The organism is Methylomicrobium sp. Wu6, from assembly GCF_035916875.1.
In the GTDB taxonomy this organism is placed as follows: Bacteria; Pseudomonadota; Gammaproteobacteria; order Methylococcales; family Methylomonadaceae; genus Methylomicrobium.
Genome location: NZ_JAXUHN010000016.1, coordinates 1 through 7073, shown reverse-complemented (window position 1 = coordinate 7073; position 7073 = coordinate 1). Strand labels below are relative to the sequence as shown.

8 protein-coding genes are annotated in these 7073 nt (G+C 54.3%); all 8 read right to left on the bottom strand.

Annotated elements, in window-relative coordinates:
* Window positions 1-264: 264 nt before the first annotated feature.
* Window positions 265-729 carry a cytochrome c gene (locus U2W12_RS00545; RefSeq protein ID WP_326498725.1) on the bottom strand — a complete coding sequence of 155 codons (465 nt, stop codon included), beginning with the start codon at window positions 727-729 and terminating at the stop codon, window positions 265-267.
* A 125-nt stretch (window positions 730-854) separates the two neighbouring features.
* Window positions 855-1571, bottom strand: a complete 717-nt coding sequence (locus U2W12_RS00540) for a cytochrome b/b6 domain-containing protein (RefSeq protein WP_326498724.1) — start codon at window positions 1569-1571, stop codon at window positions 855-857.
* Window positions 1572-1591: 20 nt separating this feature from the next.
* Window positions 1592-2485, bottom strand: coding sequence for a dienelactone hydrolase family protein (locus tag U2W12_RS00535; protein WP_326498723.1), 894 nt, complete (start codon window positions 2483-2485; stop codon window positions 1592-1594).
* A 232-nt stretch (window positions 2486-2717) separates the two neighbouring features.
* Window positions 2718-3125 (bottom strand): biopolymer transporter ExbD, encoded by a 408-nt coding sequence (locus U2W12_RS00530; RefSeq protein WP_326498722.1) that lies wholly within the window; start codon window positions 3123-3125, stop codon window positions 2718-2720.
* Window positions 3125-3895 (bottom strand): MotA/TolQ/ExbB proton channel family protein, encoded by a 771-nt coding sequence (locus U2W12_RS00525; protein WP_326498721.1) that lies wholly within the window; start codon window positions 3893-3895, stop codon window positions 3125-3127. Before U2W12_RS00525 ends, U2W12_RS00530 begins: the two co-directional genes overlap by 1 nt.
* A 10-nt stretch (window positions 3896-3905) precedes the next feature.
* A complete protein-coding gene (locus tag U2W12_RS00520) occupies window positions 3906-4712 on the bottom strand; it encodes an energy transducer TonB (RefSeq protein ID WP_326498720.1) in 807 nt (268 codons plus the stop codon).
* A gap of 864 nt (window positions 4713-5576) precedes the next feature.
* Window positions 5577-6659 (bottom strand): AAA family ATPase, encoded by a 1083-nt coding sequence (locus U2W12_RS00515; RefSeq protein WP_326498719.1) that lies wholly within the window; start codon window positions 6657-6659, stop codon window positions 5577-5579.
* 141 nt (window positions 6660-6800) lie between these two features.
* On the bottom strand, window positions 6801-7073 hold a 273-nt coding region (locus U2W12_RS00510), incomplete at its 5' end, for a hypothetical protein (protein WP_326498718.1).

The following is a 7073-nucleotide window of genomic DNA, read 5'->3' as shown; positions in this document are numbered from 1 at the left end:
TTGGAACTGAAAGCCGCCTTTAGGCGGCTATTGAACTGGGGCCGCGTTAGCGACCCCACGTACCGCTTTGAGCGGTTCACAACATAAAGCCCCCGGCTTTGCCGGGGGATATTTACTTTATGAGGCTGGCGATGGGACTCGAATCCGCGGCCGGCTGATTACAAACCAGCAAGGTGTCTAGACGTACGGAAAGCGTAACGCGAGTGGAGATGTTATGAAGTTGCCCCTGCGTAGCCGCAAGGGCGGGTATTGTTGTGAGACAGGTTATTCCCGGATGCGTATCAGATCGTGGCAGCCTTTGCAGGTGGCGCCGAGTTTGCCGAACTGGGTTTTGATCGCCGCTACATCGCTTGCGGCCGCGACTTTTTGCAATTCGTTGGCTTCTTTGATGAAGTTGGCGTTGAATTCCTTGGCTTCGTCTTGTTTTTCGAAAAATTCCGGTTTTAGCCGGCTGGGTTTCCAACCGGTGCCTTTATCGGTGCCGGTGCCATACAGTTTCTCGAAAACCCCTGAGTTGGCGACTCCGGCGATCGCATTGGCGGCGGCGATCACCTCGTCTTTATTATAAGTATCCGGATGGTCGGAGGTCTGAGCCTTGATCTTCGCGGTATTCCAGCTCAGGAAAGAGTAGGCGGATTGGCGGAAGCGAATCTGGTCTTCGACATCTCCCGCAAATGCCGTTGCGGTGAGGGTGCCAAGCGCCAAGGCGGTTGCCAGTTGGGTTTTCATATATAGGACTCCTTGTGATCGACTCACAAACTGATGGTTAAAAAGTTTTGCAAAGGTTGTTAAAGGATGGATGAAGATGCGCCTCGAAGATTCATGCTTCGAGGCGCGATGATTACAGCTTTGGGTTAATTTGATGTTTTTGCATCGGCTGTAGCGGTTTGTACGCCGGCCAGCGGCGCCAGGTAATCGATAAAGTTGCCCCCCCAAACGCCCCAGACTGTAGAGCCCGCAATCAACAGGCTCAGGATCAGCGGTAGGACTCCGGTCGTTTGGGATACTGACGGCGCCAAAATCTTCGGTAATTGTTTTTTGCCGGTCAGCATCGGCAAGATCAAATTCGTTTTTTTGAACCCTTGATAGAACAGGATCGCGGTCAGGTGCAGCCCGATCAGGACCACCAGCAAGTTGACGATCTTAATATGCCAGCCGCTGAGTTTGTCGCTGAAATCCTTGTCGATCATGTCGAACAGAGGCCCTTCGAAAGCGATGTCGTCGTTCGCGAACAAGCCGGTGCCGGCCAGGGCGCTCAAGGTGCAGAGCAACGCCAGCACTGCCAGAGCGCCGACCGGGTTATGGCCGGCGCCTTGCCAACGGCCTTTGAGATAGGCGATCAGCCGGGGCAGGGTAGGGAAGAAATCGCTGAAGCGGGCATACCGGCCGCCGACAAAGCCCCAGAGCAGGCGGAATACCAGGAGACCCAGCACCATGCTGCCGAAACGGCCGTGCCAGTCGGTCCATTCGCCACCGGCTTTGCCGCTCGTGTAGGCGCCGACGACCGCCACGACCAACAGCCAGTGAAACAGCCGTAACGGCCAGTCCCAGATTTGCGCTTCGATTTTCATGACATCATCCTCCTGCGGGGCTAGACGGCCCGTAAATGCGTGTTGAAGAAAGCGATGGTTCTGTCCCAGGCCAGCTTCGCGGCTGCCGCATCGTAACGCGGGGTGGTATCGTTATTGAAACCGTGTTGCACGCCCGGATAAATATAAGCTTCGTATTTGACCCCGGCCTTCTTCAACGCGTCTTCGTAAACCGGCCAGCCGGCATTGATGCGCTCGTCGGCGCCGGCATAATGCAAGAGCAGCGGCGCCTTGATTTTGGCGGTATCTTCGGCCGACGGTTGCGCGCCGTAGAAAGGGGCTCCGGCCGCCAGGTCGGGTAATTGGGTCGCGAGATAATTGACGATGCCGCCGCCGTAGCAGAAACCGACCGCGCCGACCTTACCGTTGCCTTCCGGCAGTCTTTTCAGCTCCTGCACTGCCGCCAGGAAATCGGCCTGGGTCTTGCCTTTGTCCAGGTTTTTGAACAGTTCCCGCGCCTTGTCTTCGTCGCCGGGATAACCGCCCAGCGTGAACAGGGCGTCCGGGGCGAAGGCGATGAAGTTGTCCAGCGCCAGCCGGCGGGTGATGTCTTCGATATGCGGATTCAGTCCCCGATTTTCGTGTATCACCAACACGACAGGCAGTTTGCCTTCGGCCTTGGCCGGCTGGGCCAGATAACCGCGGATCTTGCCGTTGCCGAGCGGGGAGGGGTATTCGACGAAGCGGGTCACGATGCGCGGATCGTTTCCGGGCACTTGCTCGGCGTGGGCGAAGCGCGGATTCAACGCTTCCAGCAGCGCTTCGGCGCTCAAGCCCAGGAGGGCGTACTTCGGAACCGAAGCTAAAAAATCCCGGCGCGAGATGTCGCCGTGAACATACTGGTCGAACAGTTTTAGCGCTTCCGGATGGAAGTCATTGGCCGTTTTGCGCGCCATGAAAGATCTCCTTCGGTATAGAGTGAGTTGTATAGGGTACGCCGCGCGTACCGTTTTGGCGGTAATTGCATCCGGTTTTACATAAGTGACCTCATACCCGCCGGGAAGCGGGTACCCAGCGCCAAGGATGGCAAGCTCAAGCGTCCCTGGATTCTGGCAATCCCTGCCGGAATGACGGACTTTGTGTAAAGTGGATGCGGCAAATGGTTAGAACAGCGTATTCAATTCGGCTTTAACTCGGCGCGGTCAACACCGATAGCTTGGTGACGCCGGCGCGTTCGATAGCCGCCATCACCTTGGCGACGATGCCGTACTGCACGCCGTCGTCCGCATTCAGATTTAGCGCCAGTTCCGGGTTGGCCGCCTGACGGGTTTTCAATTCATTCTCGACCGCATCGACCGCGATTTCCTTCTTGTCGATAAATACCTTGCCTTGGGCATCAATGCTCAGATACACCGGGTCCTTTTCTTCGGGAGGCGCGGTTTCGGCAGTTTTCGGCAGGTTCACATGAACCGCGTTGGTCAACAGGGGGGCGGTCACGATGAACACCACCAGCAGCACCAGCATCACATCGACTAGCGGCGTGACGTTGATTTCGCCCATCACGTCGCCGTCGTCTTCTTGTGTTTTAAAGGCCATTACGCGTGCGCCTCCTTAGCGCCGGACAGATCGTCATGAATATCTCGTGTTGCGGCTTTTTTTCCGCCGCTTATTTCGGTCAGACGCGTCGAGGCCGCCGGTTTGTTGCCGGAACGTTCGATGATGAACGATGCTTTCAAAGCCAGATGCACGAAGTCGATCGCAAAATCGTCCAGGAAGGCCCAGACCACTTTATTGCGGCGGATGAAAAAGTTATAGCCGACCACGGCCGGCACCGCGACCGCGATTCCGACGGCGGTCGCGATCAATGCCTCGCCGATAGGGCCGGCCACCACTTCCAGGCTGGCCGAGCCGCTTTTACTGATGCTGGACAGCGCGCCCATGATGCCCCACACGGTGCCGAATAGGCCGACGAAAGGCGAGATGCTGCCGATGGTGGCCAGTATCGCCAGTCCGCTTTCCAGCGAGCCGCGTTCCTTCTGCATTTGCTGGCGTAGACGCCGATCCAGCAGTTCCTGTCTGTCCCAGGTATGTTCCAGGTCATGAGTGGAAGCGCCTGACTCGGTTTCGATCAGCGTCGAAAAACCGATGCCGGCTACCCGCGCGGCCGGGCCTTGCTGATGATCGAGATGGGCGGCGGCCTGAATGCTGGGCGCGCCCCAGAACGCTTTGCTGTAGCGGCGGTTATGGTAGGAAATGCGCAGATGCTGGATGCTCTTGATCAGGATCAGGGCCCAAGTAACCACGGAAGCACCTATTAATGTATTGAGCGTGGCGTCGACGATGAAGCTGGTTGCTATATTAGACATGTAAGTCTCCTCAAGATAAGTTGAATGTGATCGGAACGGTGACCCAGCCGGCGATTGGGGTGTCGCCACGTTTGGCCGGTACGAAAGACCATTGGTTGACGGTTTTCACCGCCGCATCGTCCAGCACTTTCTGGCCGCTGGACTTAATCACGTTAATCGTGTCCGGCTTGCCGTTGGGTTGGACATGAACCTTCATTAACACCTTGCCTTCCCAGCCTCTTTCCATCGCGATTTCAGGATATTCCGGCGCCGGGTTGTGCAGATAGTCGGCTCCGGCGGTTGGCGCAGTGATTTTCTCCTCCACGACCGGAGGCGGCGGTGCAGGTGGCGCAGGCGTCGGTGCGGTAGGCGCGTCGCTGATCACCGGAGACGGAATGGGTTCAGGAATCGGGGTCTGCTCGACCACTTTCGGCACCGGCTTGGGTTTCTGCGGTTTCAGGGGCACTACTTTCGGCTTGGGCGGTTTAGGTTTGGCTACCGGCGGCGGTGGAACCGGTTTAGGCTGTGGCCTGGACAGGGTGATTTGGACCTTAGACAAGGGTTTGGCGGGCTCGATAATCTCCTGTTCAAGCGCTGCGCTGTCGAACCGTTGGACTATGCCGGCATGGATGACGATCGACAGCACGCCCAGTAACAGGTAGTCGAATGGCTGGCGGTCGCGGTTGTTGCCGGTGTATTTGAAATCGGCCAGTGCTGTGCTCAGCGGCGCCGGCGATGAATTCGCGGCGTTTTTCAGCGCAGCCGCGCCGCCCGACTGCCAATCCAGCGATGGGGCGGCGGGCACAAAGGGAGTGGTAAATGCTAAAGGACTGCTCATTGCGATGTTCCTCGTTGAAGTATCCATTGCGCAGGGATTCCGCCGGCTCTATTGCCCGTCAGGCGGGAGATCTGGCCCGAAGGCGATTCGGTTAAGCCGAATCCGCTGTGCAAACACAAAATTGACAACGCCGTTTATCTATGTACCTGCCGGCCTTGATTCGGGCGTTATGACTACAGGTAAAGCACGAGACGTGCCAGCTTGCGCCCGATTTGGTCTTGCGCTAAAAACCGTTTCTCTAATGGGCAATAAGGATATGATATTTAAAGTAAATTTAATTGTGTCCAAGTGCTGTCATGAAGCACTTGGCCTGATAGGATGGGGAGGATCGCGCCGGCAGGATTTACGATTGCTTGCTGAGCATCAGTTTTGGTCAGGACGTTGCTGGCCGGGTGTTGGCAGATCAGCAGTATGGAGCGGATGGGGATTGCAAGCCGTTTGACAAGCGTGTTATATCAAACTCAATCCGATAAGGTCGGGGGATGGTTGCTCAACCGCAAGACGACCCTTGGTCGAGCTATCGTCATAACACTCTGATTGAATCCGGATCGAGCGCCGGTCGGTGGCGGAACACGAGGAATATCTTCGCTTAGGACAGCAGGCAAACCGCCTATCGGCAATTTTCGTGCACCCTATGCCTGACGCTGATATGGCGGATATTCGCGAATCCGCCCACAAGGGATGGAGGCTGGATCGCGAGCGGTTTAAGGTCAGGATTGAGCGTGGCGCGCAACATCGAAATGCGTAGGCAGGCCAAAGAAAGAAATAAACCGTGTCTGCCCCTGTTTTCCGCCTCTGATTTTGAGCTTCGTAACGAATAACAACCGTCGGCAGACTTCTGAAGTTAAAATGTTAAGTTCACGCTCATGTGTTTGTTATATAAAACCAAAGACTCGCTGCCAACAATAAAATAGAGCCGCAAAGCAGCAATATCGTAAGCGTCCATGAGGACTCATCCTGATGTTTTCGCACCGGGCGGATTTTGTCAACAGGTGTGGTTTCTATTCTTCTTGGATTGGACGCAGCCGAGTTGGCGTTATCCTTTAAAGACGCATCTTGCTGTTCAGTACTTTGCGCCGTTTCATCCTTTCGATGCGTCAACAGCCGCAGAAAAACCTCGCTCCCTAACCCTATTTCATCGGCTGCCTGTCTCACACTATCCAGATCAACTAGAGTTTTTTGGGATTCATAGCTGATACGAAGCGCCCTATCGCAAAACGTATTAATTAAGCGAGGAGTGCCTCGAGCAGCATGTACAATAATTTCAATGGCATCGTCAGTAAAAATTCTTGACTGACTCCCCGCGACTTTCAATCGATGCAAAATATATTCATGCGTTTGCAAAGGAGTCATTTTGCCAATGGATTCCAACCAGGCAATACGCTGTTTAAACGACTCCAGATTAGGTTGGGACAATTTATCGAGAAATTCCTCCTGCCCAATCAGGAGCATTTGGATAAGCTTAATGCCGCCTTGTTCAAGATTATTCAAAAGCCGGACGCACTCCAGCACATCGTCGGATATTTTGTGCGCCTCATCCATCATCAACAGGCAGCGGTTGCCCTCGTTGTGGAACTTTAGCAATTGCTCCTTAATATCCCTTAAAACAAAAACCCTGCCTGACGATTCAGAACTGATATGCAACTCCTGTGTGAGAAAAAGTAAAAGTTCGTCACTGGTATCCGGCGGTTCGCCTATCCAAATTATTCTGGTTTTCTCGGGAATGGACACCATGAGTTTTTGACTCAAGGTGGTTTTCCCTGTGCCGATAGGCCCCGCCACCACCATCAAACCTCTTCCCGCCAATAAGCTATCGATCATGCGATTGAGCACACGGCTATAATCGCCATGGTCGAAAAAAAATGCCGGATCGCAAACGTTTTCAAACGGCAGGCTTTGTAATGAAAAATGACTTGTATACATACTACCTTGTTCCAGATTGTTCAAAAGCCGGACACACACTCCTCCAGCACGTCGTCGAAAATTTTATGTACTTCAACCAAAATCACCAGGCAACGGTTGCCCCGTTGTGGAGCTTTAGCAAATACATCTTGAAGATCTCTTAAAACAAAAATTCTATCGGACGATTCAGTGCCGATATACAATTCCTGGGTGAGAAAAAAACAACAGCCCGCCAAAGGTAACCGGCGGCTCGTTCAAGCGGATAATTCCGATTTTTTCGGGAACGGACTCCATGAGTTCCCGATTAAAGGCGGTTTTTTTCCATACCCTCGGGTCTACCGGCAATGCCGTTAAGTTAAGAAGAAAGCTCCCTCTCCTGCTGGAGAGGGTTGGGGTGAGGAGGATCAAAAATAAGGAAAAATACTTTATTTTGATCCCCCCATCCCAACCTTCTCCCGA